Source organism: Paenibacillus foliorum (assembly GCF_013141765.1).
GTDB lineage: Bacteria > Bacillota > Bacilli > Paenibacillales > NBRC-103111 > Paenibacillus_S > Paenibacillus_S foliorum.
Map to the genome: position 1 here is coordinate 197,726 of NZ_WHOD01000070.1, position 19,663 is coordinate 217,388.

Genomic DNA, 19,663 nt, shown 5'->3' on the forward strand with positions numbered 1-19,663 from the left:
CTTTATTGATTGATCCAAGATATAATATCTATAAGCTTGATAGCTGTTTCCTATAAATTGTAGCTGTAAAGGAGTCTTATTCTTATGGAGCTTAGACAATTGCAGTATGCGCTGCAAATCGCAATAGAAAAAAACTTTTCCAGAGCTGCCGAGAAGCTGCATATCGCCCAGCCATCCCTCAGTCAGCAGCTATCCAAGCTGGAGAAGGAAATCGGTGTGCTGCTGTTTCAGCGAACCACCAACTCGGTGGAGGTGACACACGCAGGCCTGTTGTTCATGGAGAAAGCGCAAGCCATTCTCGACATGGTCGAGCAGCTGAAGCGCGAAATGGAGGATATCTCGCAAATGCGTAAGGGCAAGCTCGTTGTCGGCAGTCTGCCGATTACCGGAGCTCATGTGCTGCCGCTAGTGCTGCCTGTGTTTCAAGCGAGCTATCCTGAAATTGAAATCATGCTGATGGAGGAAACATCCGCGAACCTTGAGCATATGACAGCGAGCGGCCAGATCGATATCTCCTTACTTTCGCTGCCGCTTCAAGACGAGTCATTAACCTATGTACCTTTAATAGAAGAAGAAATTGTTATAGCTGTTCCTCCACAGCATCGATTAGCGCAGTTCTCGGAAAACCCGCAGCAATCGATTAACCTTAGCGACCTGCGTGATGAGCCTTTTATCGCGCTGAAAAAAGGGCAAGGATTCCGTCAAATTACGATCGAGCTCTGTGTGAATGCCGGCTTTACGCCTAGAATAGTTTTCGAAAGCAGCAATATTGAAACTGTGCAATCATTGGTGGCCGCTGGTATGGGTATCGCATTCGTCCCCCACATGGTGTCTAGAGGCGGATGGAGCGAGCATGCACCCCGTTATTTATCATTGTCACACCATCCGACAAGAACACTCGTCATCACCTACCGTAAGGGAAGATATTTATCCAAAGCAGTCGAAGCCTTTATGACAACCTTCCGTGAGGTTGTAGAAAAGCAACAGCAGGAGAAACGCAGCTGAATCGACTCGTTAGCCAGATGTAGTAGCCTTTTCCAAAAAGATAAAAGCAAGTGACTGAATCCCATAAAATGTGCAAAAAGAACCTTCAAATCCACTATGAAAATGGAACTGAGGGTTCTTTTTATCAGAATATTACCTACAAAGCGGTGGCTTAGTTTCCATAAGGTGACACACACTCTTAAAACATTATTTCAGGCAATCCAATCCGCCCTATGCAATCCAATCCATAAGCCATGTTTATTTCTTTCTCAATATAAAGTCGGGCGCCGATCCTCGAAGATCGGAATACGGCTGCGCACTTGCCCAACCAGCTCCATATCGATCTCAGCCCGAATAATCTGTTCGGTCTCATCGCCTTCCGCAAGCACTTCACCCCATGGATCAATGACCATCGAATGCCCGAAAAATTCCGTTGTTCCGCTAATGCCGACCCGGTTGCAAGATACGACGAACATTTGATTTTCAATGGCCCGAGCCATTAATAAAGTCCTCCAATGATGCAGCCTTGGATTAGGCCACTCAGCCGGTACGAATAAGATTTGCGCACCACCAAGCGCCAGCTTTCTGGAAAGCTCGGGAAACCGGATATCATAGCATATCATCATTCCTGCAGGTATATCATCAAGCTGGAACTGCCCTAAGCTTTTGCCTTCCTGTAAATACTTCTCCTCATCCATCAGACGGAATAAATGAATTTTAGAATAATCGGCCACCCGGTTGCCTTCCCGGTCATAAGCATAAATCGTATTGTAAATCTCGTCGCCCTTCTTCTCCGCTATCGAACCGCCAATTACATTTACACCATGCTTCATGCTAAAAGTCGAAAGAAGCTCATGCGTCTGCTTGCCTTCTAAGTCAGCCAGCTCCTGAATTCGGTCTAGCGCATACCCCGTATTCCACATTTCCGGAAACAAGATAACATCAGGCTTAGGCCCCTTCTGAACGGCCTCATCCAGCATTGCTTCTAATTTCGAAAAATTCAACTGCGGCTCCCCAATAGCAATATCCATCTGAAGCAGCGCTACGTTCCATTTTTTATGTGCCATGCAATACCATCCTCTTTACTTAAAATACAACCTTATAAATCAACCTTTTATACATCATAGACGAAGCTGACCAGGACTTCAATGCTTCCTTGCAACCCATACCGTCCAACGATCCTTTTCTTCAAAAGCATCCTCATTCCTATAACCGGATCTCTGCTGAATGAAGTCCGCCAATTCAATCAATTCCTTATCATTCAATTCATGCAAAAGTGTGCGTCCGGTCCGTTTCAGCAGATCACTGCGAAAATCTGAAAACTTAATGTACATTTCTCTCGTTTCCCACAGCAGCATCTGTTCTTGCTCTACAAAGCCCGCCTCCGCAAGCGCATTGCAAACAGCAGACGATGAATGCCTCCGTGCGGCTTCCTTCTCAATTAACTTCGGGAACCTTTCAAAAAAGTATCCTCGCAAATGCTCCCGTCCGCCTGCAAGCAGACAATCATCCGGTGTGCGGTCCTGCACAAGGAGCGTTCCTCCCTGATCTAACACGCGGTATGCTTCACAAAAACAGTCAGTCAGCTGATCAGCAGACAGATGATGAATTAAAGCTCGCTCCAAAACGACATCAAACCCACCATCCGCGAGTCCCGTCTGCAGCGCATGACCTTGGTGGAAATGGATATTCTCAATACCCGAGCAATATACCGCAGCTCCATCCAGCATCGCTTGAGAGAAGTCGATACCTGTCACTTCAGCTGTGCCGAGTTCGGCCAACGCTTTCGTGTAGATCCCGCCACCGCAGCCAATATCGACTGCTTTTGCCCCTTTCAAATCGACCTTGTCTGTAATAAGCTGCCTCCAGCCTACATTAGCAGCCCGACTAGCATAGGAATTGCTGTGTTTACTATCATGAAAGTCCATAGTCATCCTTACACGACCCTTCAAAAGAAGATAAAAACACAAATGAGGATAAAACGCAAATCATCGTATCACGTAGTGAAACTTAATCTCGTTATATAAAACTGTGTGGCACTTATTTTATCATTTCCTATTGAACTTGAAAAGCAATAATCCCGATCAGCTATACAGCTTTTTCGTTTCATGTTACATTATTTTTAGTTTCTTGGAACAATAATCAATACGGATTAAAATAACCTACTTTATCATGGAGTGTGACTATAGATGAATTCATCCTTTTCATCCCAAGTATCTGCTTTTGAGATTCAACCAGCCGAACGTATGCAAGAGCTCCCGACCCAATTTTTTGCCACATTGGTACGCAAAGCGAATGAACAAATTACTGCGGGACATGACGTTATCAATTTGGGCCAAGGCAATCCAGATCAACCGACACCTCCCCATATCGTAAAGACGCTGCAGGAAGCAGCCGAAAATCCGCTGTATCACCGCTATCCGCCTTTTAATGGGTTTATGTTCCTCAAACAAGCTATAGCTCAGCGCTATAAAGAGGATTATGGAGTAGACTTAAATCCGGAGACCGAGGTCGCGATACTATTTGGTGGCAAGACCGGACTTGTTGAAATCAGCCAATGCCTGCTTAATCCAGGGGACGTATGCTTAGTGCCAGATCCCGGCTACCCTGACTATTGGTCCGGAGTAGCGCTATCTGGGGCTAGAATGGCGTTTATGCCGCTCCGTGAATCCAATGCCTTTTTGCCTGATTACAGCGCTCTATCGGCCGATGATTTGAACAAAGCCAAGCTAATGTTCATCAACTACCCTAACAACCCGACAGGCGCAGCGGCTCCCGCTTCATTCTATCAAGATACGATCCGTTTCGCTGAAAAACACGGAATCGTTGTTGCCAGCGACTTTGCGTACGGTGCTCTGGGCTTTGATGGTCAGAAGCCGGTCAGCTTCCTGCAGCAGCCGGGTGCCAAAGAAGTCGGAGTTGAATTCTATACCTTGTCCAAAACTTACAACATGGCTGGATGGCGAGTTGGCTTTGCGCTTGGTAATCCAGAAGTTGTTCGCTTGATTAACCTGATCCAGGATCATTACTATTGCAGTTTATTCGGAGGCATACAAGCGGCTGCGGCGGCCGCGCTGACTGGGCCACAGGATTGCGTTACCTCATTACTTGCTATGTATCAAGGCCGAAGAGACGCATTATATTCCGCATTAGATCAAATTGGCTGGAAGGCTCAACGTTCACAGGGCTCCTTCTTCACTTGGCTGCCGGTTCCCAAGGGCTATACCTCAGCATCGCTTGCCGATCTTTTACTAGAAGAAGCCAAAATTGTTGTAGCTCCGGGCATCGGCTTTGGAGAAAATGGAGAAGGCTACGTTAGACTAGGACTCCTAACACCAGAAGAAAGGCTTCGAGAAGCCGTAAACCGGATAGCTAAGCTGAATTTGTTCAGCTAAATTCTAAGCTGTGATGATGACGTCTCAACCTTTACAAAACAGCCAACAAAATGCTATGCTAGAAAAAACCAAACGTAATGATGGGACCATTAGGAAGCCCCTTCACGCGCAGAGAGTAAATTCCATTGGCTGTAAGAATTTACCGTGAAGCCTTACCGAACCTGCCCCGGAACGGCCAGTGACGAGCTGGACGGCTGCCTTGCTGTTACCAAAGGCTTATAAAGATGGATGATTTATCATCAATTAAGGTGGTACCGCGGAAGTTCAAGCTTTCGTCCTTATAGGACGAGGGCTTTTTGTGTTTTTTCAGGATATTTGACGTGAAGAAAGAAGTGAACCTGTCATGCAGCAAACCGTAGTTGTCAAAATAGGGAGCAGCTCCTTGACCTCGGATGAGGGCGGGCTAAACCGCGATAAGCTCGGTTTTTTTGCCTCAGAGCTCTCCAAGCTTCAGCATCAAGGCTTTCAAGTATTGCTTGTTACATCCGGCGCCGTTGCCGCTGGGTTTCGAGAAATGGGTTATGTGAGCCGACCCAAAAATGTTCATGAACAACAAGCCGCTGCATCTGTGGGTCAAGCGCTTCTCATGCAGGCTTATCATGTTGCTTTTGCCGCCCATCAGGTGGGGGTTGCACAAATTTTGTTGACTCGCTACGATTTCTCCAATCGCAGACGAATCCACAATGCCTCGATGACTATTGAGGAGCTTCTCAAGCATCGTATTGTACCTATAATTAATGAAAATGACACCGTAGCCGTAGATGAATTGAAAGAGCTCAAATTCGGTGATAATGATAAGCTGTCTGCTTTAGTTGCCAATCTGGTACGCGCATGTCGGCTCGTCATTCTTACCGATACGGATGGATTATATACAGAGGATCCACGTAAAAATGCTAACGCCAAGCGTATAGATCGTGTCACAGAGATTGATGAAGAAATGTATCGCATTGCAGGAGGCTCAGGCTCCTCTGTCGGCACAGGCGGTATGCGCTCCAAAATTGAGGCCGCCCGCATTGCAATGCGGGGAGGAGTGCCTGTATTTGTAGGCCGTGTGGCTGAAGACGGCGACCTTGATCTGGCTGTTCGCGGCACGGGCAAAGGTACATACTTCGATACCAGCGAGCATAATCTCCCCATGAAGAAGCAATGGCTCGGCTTCCACTCGCTGCCTCAAGGCCGTATAACCGTAGATCAAGGAGCTGAGACAGCGCTTGTGGTAGGCGGTCGAAGCTTGCTGCCAGCAGGCATCCAAGAAGTGAGTGGTGATTTTCACCCAGGAGATGTCGTAGAGGTTGTTAACTCTGATCAGCAAATCATCGGTCGTGGTGTCGTCAATTACTCCACGTGGCAGCTGCAGGCGGTAGCCGGCCTCAGCTCCGAGGAAGTTCAGAAGCGTATTGAAGTGCAGCGAATAGAAGTTATTCATCGAGATGAATGGATCACACTCACAGCTGGCAAGCAAATAAATGAATAAAAATTATCCCTATTTTCTAAGGAGGCATCGGCAATGGAATCTTCTCAAACTCAATCAAAAACTGTCGTCAGTGAGGTTGTCCAAAAATCTACTTTAGCCAAGCTTGCGGCTCCTCGCCTTAGCTTGCTTTCAACCGATCAAAAGAATAAAGCACTGCTTCTGATGGCTGACGCCCTAGTTGCCGAAACGTCATCAATAATAGAGGCAAACGCCAAGGATTTACAACGCGGCAAAGAAATCGGAACCAGCCAATCGCTGCTAGACCGGCTTGCATTAAATGAAGATCGGATCGAAGCCATGGCCGAAGGCTTGCGCCAAGTAGTTGAGTTGCCTGATCCAATTGGTGACATATTAGAGGAGGTAACCCGCCCTAACGGTCTCCACATCCGCAAGCTGCGCGTTCCAATCGGTGTAATTGGCATTATCTACGAAGCGCGTCCGAACGTGACTGTAGATGCTGCTGGACTTTGTTTGAAAACCGGCAACGCGGTCGTTCTGCGCGGCGGTTCATCGGCCCTCTCATCTAACCAACGCGTTATTGAAGTGCTGCATGAAGCACTCTCCCGATCGGATGTGCCGACTGACGCGATCCAAATCATCTTGGATCCTAATCGATCCTCTGTAGACGAAATGCTAAAGCTGAATGGGCTGCTGGATGTACTAATCCCACGCGGTGGTCATGCCTTAATCCAAAATGTTGTGAAAAATGCAACCGTACCTGTCATTGAAACAGGCGCCGGCATTTGTCATACTTATCTGGATGCATCAGCGAACTACGAAATGGCTTTGAACATTGCTATTAATGCCAAGGTTCAAAGACCTTCCGTCTGCAACTCGATGGAAACATTGCTCATTCATCAAAGCTTTGCCGCAGAGCATCTTGCATCAATTGCAGACCAATTTACCAGTCTTAATGTTGAACTGCGCGGCTGTGCGGCTGCACGTGAACTCGCACCTGTCATTAAAAAAGTAACCGATGAGGATTGGGACACCGAGTACAATGATTATATTCTCAACATCCGAATCGTCAGCGAACTGGACGAAGCTTTGGAGCATATCCGTCTCCACAGCACCATGCACTCGGAATGCATCATTACCGAGAGCGCAGAGCATGCAGAGCGTTTCCTTCAAGAGGTTGATGCAGCTGCTGTATACCATAATGCCTCCACTCGTTTCACCGATGGCTTCGAGTTCGGGTTCGGTGCAGAGATTGGTATTAGCACCCAGAAGCTTCACGCTCGCGGACCTATGGGACTGCCAGCATTAACTTCTACTAAATATATTATTAAAGGCAGCGGACAAATTCGGGGATAATAGAACCCTACCCACTCACTAATTGATATTCCAAAGGAGACACATTGTTATGTCCTTAACCTTATCCAACGCAGCCTTTACCTTCGTCGGCGCCGGTTCAATGGCCGAAGCTATCGTTCGCGGCTTGACCTCACAGAAGGAAGGAAACCCTTCAAGAATCACCATGCTTAACCGCCAGGATGTTTCCCGTCTGCGGGCACTACAGCAGAGTTATGGCGTCAGCTATGCGGTTGAAACATCAGACAAGAACCAAGCCATTATAGATGCCGACGTAGTAATCGTTGCTTTTAAACCTAAGGATGCTGTAGAGGGTTTAAAAGCCTTGGGTCCTCTATTGCAGCGCTCGCAGCTGCTTGTTTCGGTAATTGCCGGACTGTCTACGTCAACAATCGAGGATATACTCGGTGCAGCAGGGCAACCGATTGCACGCACCATGCCTAACACCTCAAGTTCTATCGGTTTGGGTGCTACCGGCATTTCCTTTACCCCATCAGTTACAGCCAACCAGCAGAAGCTGGCAATTGACATGTTCGCTTCCACCGGTATCGTCTCCGTAGTCGATGAAGCGAAGCTTGACATTGTTACCGGTGTTTCAGGCAGCGGACCGGCCTATATCTACTATATGATGGAGGCTATGATAGAGGGTGGCATCCGTGGCGGATTAACACCGGAAGCAGCCAAGCAGCTTACGGTGCAAACCGTGCTCGGCGCAGCCAAGATGGTGGAGCTGACCGGTGAGGATCCAGCGGATTTACGCCGCAAGGTAACCTCTCCGAACGGTACTACTCAGGCAGCCCTGGAGATGCTCGATCGCCATGATTTCTCAACAGGCGTAACCAAAGCCGTCCTACGCTCTGCAGAACGTGCGGGAGAGCTTGGTCAAGCCATCAGCGCGCAAGCTGCAAACCGCTAATTAGCAGCTGGTGAGTGAAAGTGTTCAAACTATATATAAAGAGCAGGTGAGCATAGAGATGAATCCATACTGTGTAGCGACTTATCGCTGCTATGATGAAAAAGCCGATTTTGCAAAAAAAGCAATCAGCATCGCCGTAGGACTAACGGTAGGAAGCTGGACGGATATGCCTGAAGCGAAAAAAGCAGAGATGGAAAGACATCTTGGTAAAGTAGTACGCGTAGATGTACACGAGCCAGTAGGTGCAGGTGGAACCGTCTCTGAACGTTACGCCGATATTCAAATTGCCTACCCTGACGCTAATTTCAGCAAAGATATTCCTGCTCTTCTAGTTACCGTTTTCGGCAAGCTGTCTATGGATGGCAGGATCAAACTAATCGACCTATCCTTTTCTCAAGATTTCATTTCTGCATTCCCTGGACCGAAATTCGGCATCCAAGGCGTCCGTAATCTATTGGGCGTCCATGACCGTCCGCTGCTAATGAGTATTTTCAAATCGGTCATCGGACATGATATTTCTGCGCTGCGCGAGCAATTCTACCTGCAGGCTGCAGGCGGCGTAGATTTGATCAAGGATGACGAGATTCTTTTTGAAAACCCACTAACCCCTATCGAAAAGCGGGTTGAAGCCTGCCTAGAGGCTGCCGCTCAGGCTAAGCGTGAAACCGGTCAAGAGCTTCTATATGCTGTAAACTTGACGGGATCCACCTTCGGCCTAATCGATCAAGCACGCAAAGCGATTGCTCACGGCGCTAACGCACTGCTATTTAATGTGCTGGCCTACGGCTTCGATGCATTAAGTGAGCTTAGCCGCCACCCGGACATCAAAGTGCCAATAATGGCTCACCCTGCCCTCGCAGGAGCCTTTTACCCATCTACATATCACGGCATTTCCGCAAATGTATTGCTTGGCAAGCTAATGCGCCTAGCTGGTGCCGACCTTGTGCTATTCCCTTCTCCATACGGATCGGTTGTGATGCCGCGTGAGGAGAACATGGCCATCAAAGAAGTGCTGCTTACCGAGCAAGCTAGCCGTTATATTTATACCGGATCAGGCGGTCCTGCGAGCAGAGAAGACAATGCAGCATTGCCTTTAAAAACAAGCTTCCCCGTCCCCTCGGCAGGTATTCATCCTGGACTTGTTCCATTAATCCTCAAGGATTTTGGAGATCAAGTAATCGTGAATGCCGGAGGCGGAGTACATGGCCATCCAATGGGGGCCATTGCCGGAGGACAAGCTTTCCGCCAAGCCATTGATGCTTGCCAAGCAGGAATACCTCTTCAGGACTATGCCACTGCAGAGCATCCCGAGCTTCAAGCCGCTGTTAAGCTGTGGGGTATTAAGGAATGAAGCGCAGCCGGGTCATCTATTGTGATTTTGACGGAACCATAACCGTTAACGATAACATTGTTGCTATCATGAAACATTTTCAACCTGAAGGCTGGGATGAGCTTGTTGAGCAGGTGATTTCCAAAACCATTTCGATTCGTGAAGGCGTTGGCCGGATGTTCGCACTCCTTCCAACCTCTCGCAAGCAAGAAGTTATCGATTATTCTATAAACAACGTAAAGATTCGAGACGGCTTCAGCGAGCTGCTCGAATATTGCAAGCAACAAAACATCACGTTTCTAGTAACTAGTGGCGGGATTGATTTCTTTGTTTACCCGGTTCTTTCTGCTTTTCCAATTCCAACAGAGAACATTTATTGCAACGGAAGCGATTTTAGCGGCAGCCATATTGAGATTGTATGGCCACATGCTTGCGATGATCAGTGTCACAATCAATGCGGCATGTGCAAAACAACTATCATCCGCGGCTACCCGAGTGATAGGTATGAACGGATTTTGATCGGTGACAGCGTAACTGATTTTGAAGGAGCAAAGCTAGCTGATACCGTATTCGCCCGTTCCCACTTGATTGATCTGTGCAAAGATTTAGGGTTGAACTATTATCCCTTTGATAATTTTCACGAAGTAATTGAACGGTTAGAGGAGATGAACGAGCATGAGTGAAATCCTTCGATTAGAGGAAAAGCAGCAGGCTTTTGCCGAACTAAGGGACATCAAAACAACACTTGCAGCAAGAGGCTGGTTTCCTGCTACGAGCGGTAATCTATCGATTCGCGTGGGCGATTTCTCGCCGGAGCAGTTTACGTTTGCTATAACAGCAAGTGGCAAGGATAAGTCAGTTAATACTCCATCCGACTTCTTGTTAGTTGATGGGCAAGGGAAGCCTACAGATCATACCGGTTTGAAGCCATCCGCCGAGACATTAATTCATTGTGAAATTTACCGTGCTACAGGCTGCGGTGCGATTTTCCATGTGCATACTGTTTTTAATAACCTGGTATCTGAGCTGTTCTGGGAACGTAAATCGATTCCGGTTGATGGCGTTGAGCTGATCAAAGCATTCAATATTTGGGATGAGGAAGCACAGCTTGAAATCCCTATCCTCCCTAACTATACAGATATCCCCCGTATCGCCGAATTGGTGGAGAAAGCGATTGTACCTCGCGTTCCTGGCATCATGCTTCGCAAGCATGGAATCTACGCTTGGGGTGCTAATGCATTCGAAGCGAAGCGCCATCTGGAAGCCTTTGAATTTTTGTTCGAATATGTGTACCGGCTTGAGCTGTTGAAGAAATAATGCCACCGAATACCCAAAAAAACAGAGAATTAACGGAACAGTCAGTTCCTTTATCTCTCTGTTTTTCTATGAGCACTTTTTCAATCTCAAAAAAGTTCCGGTATTTATCTTGATGAACTATCAATTGGAAGCGGCGCAAACTCATAGGTTAGTGGATTTTGAGCAAGGACAAACGGACTTAACTCCCCCACAGCATAAACATGAAGTAGATGCATCGCACGTGTGCAGGCGGTGTAGAAGAGCTTACGCTCACTTTCACGGTTATATTGCTCCTCAGAAGCGTCATAAATAATAACGGCGTCAAATTCCACTCCTTTTGCCAAATAAGCAGGAATAATCAACGTCCCTTTCTCGAAAGTTGGGGTATATTGGGTTACCAAATTCAGCTCGAATTTATCACTTAACTCACCAAATAATTCTTTGCTTTGGGCAGCTGTTTTACAAATGACTGCAATCGATTCGAAGCCGCTTATCTGAAGTGCTTTGATGTCTGCTGTGATCCTTGCATGAAGCTGGGCGTGATCAAGCACTGATGTTACCAAAGGCTTCTCTCCACTTCTGTTAAAGGGCTCTATCGCTTCTCCTCCCGGAACCATCCCCTTCGTAAACTCTACAATTTGCTGTGTAGAGCGGTAGCTTCGTGTTAATCGGATGAGCTCAGTTTGTTCTGCACCATATAAGGCCGTGATCGGTTCAAAATCACTTAACACTGAGCCATGAGCATAAATCGCCTGGTTCAGGTCACCCAATGCTGTCATTCTGGCTCGCGGAAACAGGCGCTTTAAAAACTCTAGCTGGAATGGTGAATAATCTTGAGCTTCATCTACAATGACATGCCTTACCGAGGTATTGCTTTGGAAGCCTAATATCAGCTCCTGGAAGTATAAAAACGGCGTTGCATCCTCGTACGCAAGTTCCGATTTCTCTAGCAGTGCCACCGTCTCACGGCAAATATCCTGCCAATACTCGGGTTTAGCTCCTATCCCGGCAACTTGTTCAAACAGCTGTTCATTTGAGAAAAGCTGTACATAAAGCTTGCGTATATCAACGAAGCTGAGGCGTTTCACCCGCTTGATTAGCGGCTTCAACTCTTCATGGACAATTGATCTGGCTAACCATTCCTTTTCTGTATCGAAGTCATCGAAAGTATCCCCCTTCCCCTTCTGAATTTGGCGCAGCTTCTTATAAGAACGAAGATAATCCTCGGGTTCGAGCAATTCCATCCTATCTTCGACCCAGCCCTCCTTCCATTCCTGTTCCTCAAAAGCTGCAATCTCATTTAACAGCCATTCCTTGAGCAAAACAATCCGATTAGGCAGACGGGTAGCAGAATCGTATGAGTAAAACTTTTCTGCGATAATATCCTGAGCTGCAATTACACGGCCGCGGAATCTTATAGCCTTGAAGATCATACCTTCCTGCTTCAGTAAATCCTTGTAACCCCCTATAACTGCTAAATAATCAGCAGAAGACTTATACCGAATGGCATTTATTTTCGCTGAATAACTGCGTTCCTTTACTGCTGTCAATACATATTCCATTTGGTTAAACGGACTTTCCACCTCAAATTGACCGCCGAGCCTCTTCTCTAAATATTCCTGAAATGTTGTTTGCTGCATGTTCTCTTCTCCAAGCTCAGGAAGCACCGTAGATACATAACTATTGAACATCGGATTAGGTGAAAAAAGCACCATCTGATCCGCTTGCAGATTTTCCCTGTGTTTATACAGTAAGTAAGCAACCCGCTGCAGCGCAGCAGATGTTTTCCCGCTGCCTGCTGCCCCCTGAACAATTAGCATTCGGCTTCGGTCATTGCGAATAATTTGATTTTGCTCCTTCTGAATTGTGGCGACAATGCTTTTCATCTGAGCGTCTGAACTACGGCTAAGTACCTGCTGCAGCAGCTCGTCGCCAATAGTCACACCTGTATCGAACATGAGACGGATGCTCCGATCACGAATCACAAATTGTCTTTTTAACGACATTGTCCCTTTGATCTCACCAACGGGTGTTTCAAATGCGGCTGCCCCTGGACCATAATCGTAATAAAGGCTTGATATAGGAGCACGCCAATCATAAACCAGATACGTTTGTTCATCCTCAGACAAATAGGAGGCTATTCCCAAATAAATACGTTCTTCCGGCCCTTGACCCTCTTCTTTAAAATCAATCCGTCCAAAATAGGGAGACTTGATCAAGCGTTTAAGCTTTCCAAGCACCGCTGCAGCTTGCCGGTAACTGCGTTCGCGCTCCGATAATACCTCCGCCTGCTGCCTCATGCTTGAATACGTCTCTGCCTTATCCTCGTGTGTGCTGACGTTGATGCTGACATCATCCCAGAAATGCTTGCGAATATTTACAACTTCAGTTCTGACATTTCCTACTTCTTGCTCCAATTTATCCATACGCCCGGCCATTTGATTAGTAACCTCGTCCACACGCTCTTGTTCTAAACGCCATTCATGTTCGAGCACGTTCATACAATCGCCTCTCTTTCAAAATGGGATGTGAATCGATACCTTTACAAAGTAGAAACTCATTTGACAACCAGCACACATTGTGTTATTGTTATTATAGGTTAAAAATGTCTTGTTCACATTCAGTTTTCGACTGCCATTTATCATTCTAACATCCCAAACTTCCGAAATCAATAAGGAAGTTATTTTTGTTTTCTACTGCCGCTACCCTCTAACCATCACTATACAAAAAAGCCTTAGTCTGTATACTTACAAGACTAAGGCTTTATCTATTTATATTAGCGTATTGTCATCCATTTATGCTTATTTTCCATATTCGCTTGGGTTAACACTCCAAGCTTGCAGCGCCTGCAGATCCTGCTGTTGAATGCTACCTTGCTTCAAAGCTACATCCAGAAGCACGCTGTAGTTGGTAAGCGTTTCGAAAGGGACTCCAGCTTCGTTAAACGCAGCAGTGGCCTTCTCGAACTGGTAGGAGAAAATCCCGAGCACCGATAGAGTCTTCGCACCGACGTCATTGACAGCCTGAGCCACTTTCAGTGAGCTGCCGCCAGTAGAAATCAGATCCTCGATTACGACAGTCTTTTGCCCAGGCTGAATTGCGCCTTCGATCAAATTCTCTTTACCGTGGCCCTTGGCCTTATCACGAACATACACCATAGGTAGATTCAGCTTTTGAGCTACCCAAGCCGCATGAGGAATACCACCTGTCGCCGCTCCTGCAATGACCTCTGCGTCGGGAAAATTCTCACGGATCAATGACACGAAGCCCTCGGCTATCAACTCGCGAATTTCGGGATAGGAGATTGTTAAGCGATTGTCGCAATAGATGGGTGACTTTAAGCCTGAGGTCCAAGTGAAAGGCTGCTGCGGACGCAACGCTACCGCTTGTATTTGCAGCAAGGCTGCAGCAACTCTCTCAGAAAGCTGGGGATTGATCGTAATAGTTTGGGAACTCATAGAACATCTCTCCTTTGATAAAATAAGGGCTGGGGCAATCCTTGTTTACTACTGTTGAATCGATTCGATGATTTGCTCTAGAGCCGTACGCGGATTGTCAGCCGCCGTAATCGGACGTCCAATGACCACATAATCCGTACCTTGTGCGAAAGCCTCAGCAGGAGTCATTACACGAGACTGATCTCCGATAGCCGATCCTGCAGGTCTGATGCCAGGCGTTACTGTTACGAAGCCGGAACCGCAAGCAGCTTTAATCTGTGTTACTTCCAATGGCGAAGCGACAACACCGTTCAAACCAGAGGCTAAAGCAAGCTTTGCGTAGCGGATTACAGCATCCTCTACCGTTCCTGCAAGACCGATTTCGTCATTCATCACGGTCCGACTCGTGCTGGTCAGCTGCGTTACGCCGATAACAATCGGCTTAACGCCACCATTTGCAATTCCGCCTCCTGCGAGTGCTTTGTCGACACCTTCCAAAGCAGCCTCCATCATTCCTTTTCCGCCAGCAGCATGGATATTAAACATATCCACTCCTAGCCTTGTTACGCTCTCTGATCCGCCTTTAACGGTGTTAGGGATGTCATGCATCTTCAGGTCAAGGAACACCTTGTAACCTTGCTCCTTCAGATCGAGCACGAATTGGGGCCCAGCGCTGTAGAAGAGCTGCATTCCCACCTTCATGTAGCATGGAATACCTTTTAAGGATTCTACCAGCTTACGCGCTTCTCCCGCTTCTGCGAAATCCAATGCCACCATAATTCGTTCTGCCACATTCGTCTGAACTGTCATTTAACTGTCGCCTCCTAAAAGTTTTCGTAGAAAACTACTTCGCAAGGATGTTCCCCAGCAGGACGAACAATCCACCCAATCAGAGGATTAGCACAGCGTCCCTCCGTTGTTCCAGGGCTGCTGTGCTAATCTATAATGGCTATTTGCGCGCAACCATTACCTCAAGCACAGCGAGGTTGGTCGTCACTTATATATGCTGCGCAGGCATCGGTCTGGATTGGAAGTTAATCGCTTCAAGCATATGCCAGAGAGCTCTTACTGTATCCAGGGATGTCATGCACACAATCCCGTTTTCTACCGCTTCACGACGGATTCTGAAGCCGTCACGTTCAGGGGCTTTACCTTTGGTCAGCGTGTTCACAACAAAGTGCGCTTCCCCATTACGGATCAAGTCAAGAATGTTCGGTGAGCCTTCGCTCAGCTTATTAACTGTTGTTACACGAATGCCTGATTCTTCCAAAGCTTTCGCAGTCCCGCCAGTAGCAACGATTTTGTAGCCAAGTTTGTAGAAGCCCGTTAAAATCTCGATAGCTTCCTCTTTGTCTTTATCAGCAACTGTGGCAATAATCGAGCCTGTCGGTGGAATTTTCATCCCCGAGCCGATTAAACCTTTGTATAAGGCTTTAGCAAAGTTCTCATCGCGACCCATAACTTCACCTGTTGATTTCATCTCAGGTCCGAGAGTTGTATCTACGCGGCGCAGCTTGGCGAAGGAGAATACAGGTACTTTTACAGAAACAAACTCATCTTCTGGCCATAATCCCGTTTCATAGCCCATATCAGCCAGCTTTTCGCCCAAAATAACACGAGTAGCCGCATTTGCCATCGGAATTTTTGTTACTTTACTTAAGAAAGGCACCGTTCTTGAAGAACGCGGGTTAACCTCAATTACATAAGCTTGATCTTGATAAATAACGAACTGGATATTGACCAGACCTATAATCTGCAGGCCTCTAGCAATTTTCACTGTAATATCGATAATTTGTTGTTTGATTTCCTCAGAAACCGATTGTGGAGGATATACAGCGATAGAGTCACCGGAGTGAACGCCCGCTCTTTCAACATGCTCCATAATTCCAGGAATCAGAACCGTTTCTTTATCGCAGATTGCATCAACTTCTACTTCTTTACCCAGCATATAACGGTCGATCAGTACCGGATGCTCCGGATTGATTTTAACCGCATATTCCATGTAGCTCAATAGCTCTTCATCGGAGTAGACGATTTCCATCGCACGGCCGCCCAGTACATAGGAAGGACGAACGAGCACTGGGTAACCGAAGTTAGCGGCCATGCCAGCTGCTTGATCGACTGAGGTTACGGTTCCGCCTGGAGGTTGTGCAACATCTAATCCGCGCAGTAACGCTTCGAACTTTTTGCGGTCCTCAGCTGCATCGATATTCTCGAGATCGGTACCTAAGATGCGTACTCCTGCTTTAGAAAGAGGCGCTGCCAAGTTAATGGCTGTTTGTCCGCCAAATTGAACGATTACGCCGATTGGCTGCTCGCGCTCGATAACGTTCATTACATCTTCGAAGAAGAGCGGCTCGAAGTACAAGCGGTCCGAAGTGTTAAAGTCTGTCGACACGGTTTCTGGGTTGTTATTGATAATAACAGCCTCGTATCCCGCTGCTTGGATCGCCCAAACCGCATGTACAGTCGAGTAATCAAATTCGATACCTTGTCCGATACGGATCGGGCCCGAGCCTAGAACGACAACCTTCTGTTTCGTTGTTTCTTTAACTTCATCTTCGGTTTCGTAGGTTGAGTAATAATAAGGTGTGGTTGCTTCAAACTCAGCTGCACAAGTATCAACCATTTTGTATACAGGTTTTAATCCAATGCTTAGACGATGCTTACGAATCTCAGCTTCCTGAGTAAAGCTTAAGCCACTGTTTGCAGCACTGCGAACCTCAGCAATAGCGCGGTCTGTAAAGCCTTTACGCTTCGCTTCGCGCAGCAATTCATCAGTTAATTCAGGTTGAATCAACTGCTCCTCAAACTGGATCATGCCTTCTAGCTTACTTAGGAACCACCAGTCAATTTTGGTCAAATCTTGGATTTGCTGCAGCGTGTACCCGCGGCGGAATGCTTCCGCGATCAGGAACATCCGTTCATCATCTGGCTTAATCAGACGCGACTCAAGCGTTTCTTTATCCAACAAATCGGTTTCCTTCAAGAATAAGCGGTGAACACCGATCTCAAGTGAACGAATTGCTTTATGAATCGATTCCTCGAAGGTACGGCCAATCGCCATAACCTCGCCTGTTGCTTTCATTTGCGTTCCAAGCTTACGATTAGCCGCTGTAAATTTATCGAACGGCCAGCGTGGAATTTTCGACACGATGTAATCCAACGTCGGCTCGAAGCAAGCATAGGTTTGACCCGTAACCGGGTTAACAATTTCATCAAGCGTGTAGCCTATTGCAATTTTTGCAGCCATCTTCGCAATTGGATAACCAGTTGCTTTGGAAGCCAAAGCTGAAGAACGGCTTACGCGAGGATTTACCTCAATAACATAATATTGAAAGCTGAATGGATCTAGAGCGAACTGAACGTTACAGCCGCCTTCGATGTTCAAGGCACGAATAATTTTTAAAGATGCAGAACGAAGCATTTGATACTCACGGTCAGATAGCGTCTGGCTAGGTGCCACAACTATGCTATCGCCCGTATGTACGCCAACCGGGTCAAAGTTTTCCATGTTGCAAACAACGATACAGTTGTCGTTCGCATCACGCATAACCTCGTATTCGACTTCTTTCATACCGGCAATGCTTTTTTCAATCAAGCACTGTCCTATTGGGCTGTAGCGGATACCGGAAGCTACCGTCTCCAGCAGCTCTTCTTCATTAGCGCAAATACCGCCTCCAGTTCCTCCCAGCGTATAAGCTGGACGAACGATGATCGGATAGCCAATCTCGTTAGCAAAATCAAGAGCAGCTTGTACCGTTGTTACGATAACACTATCCGGTACAGGCTGTTCCAGCTCTCTCATCAAATCGCGGAATAAATCGCGATCCTCCGCTTTTTCAATTGCTGTAAGCTGAGTTCCAAGAAGCTTCACATTTTCCCGTTCAAGCACGCCTGCGCGGGCAAGCTCAACAGCCATATTCAAGCCGGTTTGGCCGCCCAAAGTTGGCAGCAAGCCATCAGGACGCTCTTGACGAATAATTTGAGTAACAAATTCAAGTGTAATTGGCTCGATATATACTTTGTCAGCCATATTCGTGTCGGTCATGATCGTGGCTGGATTGCTGTTGATCAGTACAACCTCCATGCCCTCTTCTTTTAGAGCTTGGCAGGCTTGTGTTCCTGCGTAGTCAAACTCGGCCGCTTGCCCGATAACAATGGGACCGGAACCGATAACCAATATTTTTTTGAGACTATTATTTTTTGGCATAATGTAGCTCTCCTTTCGATGCAGGGGTGACAGAGCCGGCTGTAAGAGCTGCAAGCTTGGAAGCTGCAGAAATTTGAGCCTGTTTAGGCAGCTGCGGGTTATTTAGCTTATGATTGCGAATCATCGAGATAAAATCATCGAACAAGTAGCTGGAGTCAAAAGGCCCCGGAGCTGCTTCAGGATGATATTGTACCGAGAAAGCAGGGTGCTTCTTATGTTTCAATCCTTCGATAGTGCTGTCATTGTTGTTGATGTGTGTAACTTCTAGCTCCGTACCTGCTATCGAGTCATCTTTTACTGTGTAGCCATGGTTTTGTGATGTAATGTAGCAACGGTTGCTCTGCAGATCTTTAACCGGATGGTTACCGCCACGGTGACCGAATTTCAGCTTATCTGTATCCGCTCCGCATGCAAGTGCAAACAGCTGATGTCCAAGGCAGATACCGAAGATTGGGAATTCGCCCAACAAATCAGAAATCATTTTCACTGCTTGTGGAACATCCTTAGGATCCCCAGGGCCATTGGACAGCAGAATGCCGTCTGGCGCCAAGCGACGGATTTGATCAGCCGTAGTATCATGAGGCACTACTACAACATCGCAGCCACGCTTAGTTAGATCACGCAGAATTCCGCTTTTGGAACCGAAATCAACCAGGACAACACGCTCTTTAGTACCAGGGGCGCTAAATACGCTTTTGGTGGAAACTCTGGATACTTGATCCGTCATCAGTGTACTGCCGGTCAGCTGCTCCAGCAATTCTTCGACTCTCATATTAGAAGTTGTCAACAGACCTTTCATAACACCATGGTGTCGAATACGACGAGTCAGCATTCGCGTGTCAATATCGCTGATACCGATAATACCGTATTCCTTAAGCAAACTATCGAGGGAATACTCCGCTCTCCAGTTGCTTGGAACAGTTTCGTGCTGACGTACTACAAAACCGTGAATAAATGGACGGATCGCTTCAAAATCATCACGAGCAATTCCATAGTTCCCAATAAGGGGATAAGTCATTGTTACAATTTGTCCGCAGTAGGACGGGTCTGATAATACCTCTTGGTAACCTGTAATCCCTGTATTAAATACGACCTCGCCAACCGAGTCGCCTTCACTTCCGAAAGCTTTTCCGGTAAATAATGTACCGTCCTCCAACAATAATCTTGCCTGCATGCCATTCAACTCCTTATCAGTGTGAAGAACTTAATAATCTAGTACCAAAATCTGCATAAAGCTATCTATGTGAAAAATATTGGATGAACTTATATATATTTAGCTAGGATTATGCTGCTTGACTCTAACTGTT

At 46.9% G+C, this 19,663-nt stretch carries 15 protein-coding genes; 8 read left to right on the forward strand and 7 right to left on the reverse strand.

Annotated elements, in window-relative coordinates; all coding sequences use genetic code 11:
* The first annotated feature begins 84 nt into the window (after positions 1-84).
* Positions 85-1,005, forward strand: coding sequence for a LysR family transcriptional regulator (locus tag GC093_RS19525; protein ID WP_171653556.1), 921 nt, complete (start codon positions 85-87; stop codon positions 1,003-1,005).
* A gap of 248 nt (positions 1,006-1,253) precedes the next feature.
* Here the strand turns inward: GC093_RS19525 and GC093_RS19530 are convergent, their stop codons facing one another.
* Together GC093_RS19530 and GC093_RS19535 are read right to left on the reverse strand one after the other, a co-directional pair.
* The gene (locus GC093_RS19530; protein WP_171653557.1) at positions 1,254-2,051 is read right to left on the reverse strand and encodes a carbon-nitrogen family hydrolase; all 798 of its coding nucleotides are present in this window, start codon (positions 2,049-2,051) and stop codon (positions 1,254-1,256) included.
* A gap of 78 nt (positions 2,052-2,129) precedes the next feature.
* On the reverse strand, positions 2,130-2,918 hold the full coding sequence (locus tag GC093_RS19535) for a class I SAM-dependent methyltransferase (RefSeq protein WP_171653558.1): 789 nt from the start codon (positions 2,916-2,918) through the stop codon (positions 2,130-2,132).
* A gap of 255 nt (positions 2,919-3,173) precedes the next feature.
* Here GC093_RS19535 and GC093_RS19540 point away from each other — a divergent pair, with 255 nt between their 5' ends.
* The 7 genes from GC093_RS19540 to mtnB all read left to right on the forward strand — a co-directional run bounded on the left by GC093_RS19540 (position 3,174) and on the right by mtnB (position 10,727).
* Positions 3,174-4,379, forward strand: coding sequence for a pyridoxal phosphate-dependent aminotransferase (locus GC093_RS19540; RefSeq protein WP_171653559.1), 1,206 nt, complete (start codon positions 3,174-3,176; stop codon positions 4,377-4,379).
* Positions 4,380-4,722: 343 nt separating this feature from the next.
* Positions 4,723-5,853 carry a glutamate 5-kinase gene (gene proB / locus GC093_RS19545; protein ID WP_171653560.1) on the forward strand — a complete coding sequence of 377 codons (1,131 nt, stop codon included), beginning with the start codon at positions 4,723-4,725 and terminating at the stop codon, positions 5,851-5,853.
* Between the two features lie 33 nt (positions 5,854-5,886).
* Entirely contained in the window at positions 5,887-7,167 is a 1,281-nt protein-coding gene (locus tag GC093_RS19550) for a glutamate-5-semialdehyde dehydrogenase (protein ID WP_171653561.1), read from the forward strand.
* A 49-nt stretch (positions 7,168-7,216) separates the two neighbouring features.
* Complete coding sequence (gene proC, locus GC093_RS19555; protein ID WP_171653562.1) at positions 7,217-8,080, forward strand: pyrroline-5-carboxylate reductase; 864 nt, start codon at positions 7,217-7,219, stop codon at positions 8,078-8,080.
* 58 nt (positions 8,081-8,138) lie between these two features.
* Positions 8,139-9,431, forward strand: coding sequence for a 2,3-diketo-5-methylthiopentyl-1-phosphate enolase (locus tag GC093_RS19560; protein ID WP_171653563.1), 1,293 nt, complete (start codon positions 8,139-8,141; stop codon positions 9,429-9,431).
* Complete coding sequence (locus tag GC093_RS19565; RefSeq protein WP_171653564.1) at positions 9,428-10,093, forward strand: 2-hydroxy-3-keto-5-methylthiopentenyl-1-phosphate phosphatase; 666 nt, start codon at positions 9,428-9,430, stop codon at positions 10,091-10,093. The genes GC093_RS19560 and GC093_RS19565 overlap by 4 nt, the downstream gene beginning before the upstream one ends.
* Entirely contained in the window at positions 10,086-10,727 is a 642-nt protein-coding gene (gene mtnB, locus GC093_RS19570; protein ID WP_171653565.1) for a methylthioribulose 1-phosphate dehydratase, read from the forward strand. The genes GC093_RS19565 and mtnB overlap by 8 nt, the downstream gene beginning before the upstream one ends.
* A gap of 104 nt (positions 10,728-10,831) precedes the next feature.
* Here mtnB and helD read toward each other — a convergent pair whose 3' ends face one another.
* The 5 genes from helD to GC093_RS19595 form a co-directional block, all read right to left on the reverse strand.
* On the reverse strand, positions 10,832-13,207 hold the full coding sequence (gene helD, locus GC093_RS19575) for an RNA polymerase recycling motor HelD (RefSeq protein WP_171653566.1): 2,376 nt from the start codon (positions 13,205-13,207) through the stop codon (positions 10,832-10,834).
* A gap of 300 nt (positions 13,208-13,507) precedes the next feature.
* A complete protein-coding gene (pyrE, locus tag GC093_RS19580; protein WP_171653567.1) occupies positions 13,508-14,164 on the reverse strand; it encodes an orotate phosphoribosyltransferase in 657 nt (218 codons plus the stop codon).
* A 48-nt stretch (positions 14,165-14,212) separates the two neighbouring features.
* Positions 14,213-14,953 (reverse strand): orotidine-5'-phosphate decarboxylase, encoded by a 741-nt coding sequence (pyrF, locus tag GC093_RS19585; protein ID WP_216624704.1) that lies wholly within the window; start codon positions 14,951-14,953, stop codon positions 14,213-14,215.
* Positions 14,954-15,140: 187 nt separating this feature from the next.
* A complete protein-coding gene (gene carB / locus GC093_RS19590; RefSeq protein ID WP_171653568.1) occupies positions 15,141-18,356 on the reverse strand; it encodes a carbamoyl-phosphate synthase large subunit in 3,216 nt (1,071 codons plus the stop codon).
* Positions 18,343-19,530 carry a carbamoyl phosphate synthase small subunit gene (locus GC093_RS19595; RefSeq protein WP_171653569.1) on the reverse strand — a complete coding sequence of 396 codons (1,188 nt, stop codon included), beginning with the start codon at positions 19,528-19,530 and terminating at the stop codon, positions 18,343-18,345. The genes carB and GC093_RS19595 overlap by 14 nt, the downstream gene beginning before the upstream one ends.
* Positions 19,531-19,663 lie beyond the last annotated feature (133 nt).